The sequence below is a fragment of the Stenotrophomonas sp. HMWF003 genome, assembly GCF_003061285.1.
GTDB lineage: Bacteria > Pseudomonadota > Gammaproteobacteria > Xanthomonadales > Xanthomonadaceae > Stenotrophomonas > Stenotrophomonas maltophilia_AP.
The window spans coordinates 11,426-14,493 of sequence record NZ_QAIW01000355.1 but is presented as its reverse complement, the minus strand read 5'-3'; the positions used below and the strand labels follow the sequence as shown (position 1 = coordinate 14,493).

Sequence of the window (3,068 nt, the reverse complement as noted above, 5' to 3'; positions counted from 1 at the left end):
CTTCTGGCTGGAAGAGCTCGCCGCGCCCTACTACGCCTTCACCGATGCCGGCGCCCAGATCGTGCTGGCCTCGCCCAAGGGCGGCCAGCCGCCGCTGGACCCCAAGAGCAACGAGCCCGACTTCCAGACCGACCTCACCCGTCGCTTCGAGGCAGACCCGGCCGCCACCGCGCAGCTGGCCGCGACCGTGCGCCTGGACAGCGTCAACCAGGGCGACTTCGACGCCGTGTTCTATCCCGGCGGCCACGGCCCGCTGTGGGACCTGGCCAACGACCGCCACTCCATCGCCCTGATCGAATCGTTCATTGCCGCCAACAAGCCGGTCGCGCTGGTCTGCCATGCCCCGGGCGTGCTGCGCGACGTCAAGGCCGCCGACGGTTCGCCGCTTGTTGCGGGCAGGAAGGTCACCGGTTTCACCAACAGTGAGGAAGCCGGCGTCGGCCTCACCGACGTGGTGCCGTTCCTGGTTGAAGACATGCTGCGGGCGGCCGGCGGGCAATACTCCAAGGGGCCCGACTGGGGCTCGTACGTGGTCAGCGATGGCCTGCTGATCACCGGGCAGAACCCGGCATCGTCGGCAGAAACGGCGGCCGTGCTGGTGAAGCACCTGGGCGCGTCGCGCAACGGCTGAGGCCTCACCGCATCGAGGCCGGCGCGCGATGACGCGCCGGCCTCACTCCATTCCAGCGCCCATGCCATCCATGGGCACTGCCGCTCCTACGCGGCGGCGCGGAACCTGCGTTGGCTCACCCGCGCCGCACGGCGACCGCGGCAGTGGAGCGACACAGCGTGTACTGCACAAGGCGCCACAGCACCAGCCGACTCGCTGCCGAGATCAGCATCGGCACGCACGCCACCAGCGCCGGCAGGATCGCACCGAACACCGGCGTCATGCCGATGACGAAGCCGAACAGGTACTCCGCGCGGTAAGCAGGAAACAGCACACTGGCGACCAACATCCCCAGCATCACTTGGGTTGCAGCGGGTTCGCCATGGGTCACAAACGCCACCGAGAGTGCGATGCCAGCGGCGAGCGCGCCCACGAAGCCGGCAACCGCAGGCCACCACGCGCGTGCGTGCGTGCGGATGCGCCGGGTCACCTCCCAGCCCGCCAGCACCCCAAGCAACGGCAGCACCAGCAATCCCCATGCGTTGGAGATGGCGGGCAGGCTCGCGTCATTGAGCAGGTGGTGGCGCTGGATGCCGCCGTGGCTGTACTCCCAGCCCAGATGAATCAACGCGGCCGCCATGCCGGCGATCACGGCGCCGGGCAGTATCCAGCGCGAGTGCGGAATCGCCATCCTCACATCCTTTGATCGAGATCCAGGGTCCAGTGACGGCAGCTTAGGGAGCGGGCGCTTTCCCGGCCATGTGCCGGGCGGCATCGTGACCAACGGCGGTCCCGCTGGTGCGTTCGGTTTCCTTCGGCACAGCCGCCTGTAGTGCAGGCGCATCGAAGCAAGCGACGAGGTGGTCCACCAACGATCGCACCGACGGCAGCAGATGGCGGCGCGAGGGCAGCAGTGCGTGCACCACATGGCCGGGCGGGGCCCACCCCGGCAGCAGTTCGACCAGCCGCCCCGCCTGCAGGTCGTCGGCCACCATCGTGCGCGGCAGGATGGCGACGCCAGCCGCCCCCATCGCGGCGTGGTAGATGCACGCGACATCGTCGGTGACCATGCGCGGCTGGTGGCGGATCGTGGCCACCGCGCCATCGACGTGCTCGAACGACCATTCGTGGGTGGCCCGCGGGCTGCCCAGTTCCAGGGTGGCAAAGACTGCCACGTCAGCCGGGCCGACCGGGTACGCCCCGTCCTTGACCAAATCCGGATGGGCCACCAGCACGCATTCGCGTCGGGCCAGCACGCGCTGGATGAGTTCGGAGTCGTTCAACTGCCCGCTGCTTTCACGGATGGCGATATCAAACCCTTCGGCAATGATGTCGATGGGTCGGTTGTACACCTTGAGATACACGCTGACCTTGGTGTTGAGCGCGATGTAGTCCGCCACCATGCGGCTTACCCCACCCTGCAGGAGATCGTTGGTGCAGGTGATGCGCAGCAGCCCGCACGGCTCCGAACGGGTGAGGTCCACCAGCGCACGCGCCGCGTCGGCCTGCGCGATCATCGCCTTGCAGTGATCAAGGAAGGAACGGCCCAGTTCGGTCACGGAAAACTGGCGGCTTGACCGCTGGATCAGGCGAACCCCCAGCTCCTCCTCCAGCAGCGCAATGCGCCGGCTCAGCTTGGATTTGGGAACATTCAGCGCCCTGCCGGCCTGCGCGAAGCCGCCGTGCTCGACCACCATGGCGAAGTAGAAAAGGTCGTTGAAGTCCTGCATGCGCGTCTCTTTTCATGGTTACGAAGGCACCCGCAGGCCACTGCCGGTGATGCGCCCAGCTTGCGCCCCGATCGCGTCGGGTGCATGCCAATCATCGTTCACCAGATAGGACGGTGGTGGCAACTTTTGCCGTCTAGCGAGGCCGCAGGGCCGGGGCTACGGTGTGCGCCACCAGAGTCCCTGTGACCAGGGAGAGAGGCATGACCATGAAGAACATACTGGGCGTCTACAGCGCCCCGAGGCCGCACTGGGTGGGCGACGGCTTCCCTGCCCGCTCCCTGTTCTCCTACACCACCCACGGCCAGCAGTTGAGCCCGTTCCTGCTGCTGGACCGCGCCGGGCCCCATGCGTTCGATCCGTCGGCCCACGTGCGCGGTATTGGCCAGCATCCGCATCGTGGGTTTGAAACCGTCACGATCGTGTACGAGGGAGAAGTATCCCACCGCGACTCCACCGGGGCCGGCGGCACCATCGGCCCTGGCGACGTGCAGTGGATGACAGCGGCGTCGGGAATACTCCACGAAGAGTTCCATTCTCCTGCATTCAGCCAACGTGGCGGCACCCTGGACATGGTCCAGTTGTGGGTCAACCTGCCTGCGCGGGACAAGCAGCGTGCCCCCGGCTACCAGAGCCTGGACGCCAGCACGATCCCGGTCGTGCCGCTGGCCGACGGGGCCGGGCAGCTACGGGTGATCGCCGGCACCTTCGAGGGCTGCCAGGGCCCCGCC

General features: G+C 67.6%; 4 protein-coding genes. 2 read left to right on the top strand and 2 right to left on the bottom strand.

The annotated features are described in order from the left end of the window. On the top strand, positions 1-631 hold a 631-nt coding region (locus DBR34_RS14535; RefSeq protein WP_146186851.1), incomplete at its 5' end, for a type 1 glutamine amidotransferase domain-containing protein. Positions 632-746: 115 nt separating this feature from the next. Here the strand turns inward: DBR34_RS14535 and DBR34_RS21450 are convergent. Both DBR34_RS21450 and DBR34_RS14525 read right to left on the bottom strand, forming a co-directional pair. After that, entirely contained in the window at positions 747-1,301 is a 555-nt protein-coding gene (locus DBR34_RS21450; RefSeq protein ID WP_181394022.1) for a hypothetical protein, read from the bottom strand. Positions 1,302-1,344: 43 nt separating this feature from the next. Continuing rightward, positions 1,345-2,340 carry a LysR substrate-binding domain-containing protein gene (locus DBR34_RS14525; RefSeq protein WP_128097319.1) on the bottom strand — a complete coding sequence of 332 codons (996 nt, stop codon included), beginning with the start codon at positions 2,338-2,340 and terminating at the stop codon, positions 1,345-1,347. A gap of 206 nt (positions 2,341-2,546) precedes the next feature. Here DBR34_RS14525 and DBR34_RS23240 point away from each other — a divergent pair. After that, positions 2,547-3,068, top strand: a 522-nt coding sequence (locus DBR34_RS23240; protein WP_308812551.1) for a pirin family protein, incomplete at its 3' end; no start/stop codon positions are given.

Coding starts and splice junctions, on each gene's coding strand:
- DBR34_RS14525 (WP_128097319.1), bottom strand. CDS start 2,340: ATGCAGGACTTCAACGACCTTTTCTACTTCGCCATGGTGGTCGAGCAC.
- DBR34_RS21450 (WP_181394022.1), bottom strand. CDS start 1,301: ATGGCGATTCCGCACTCGCGCTGGATACTGCCCGGCGCCGTGATCGCC.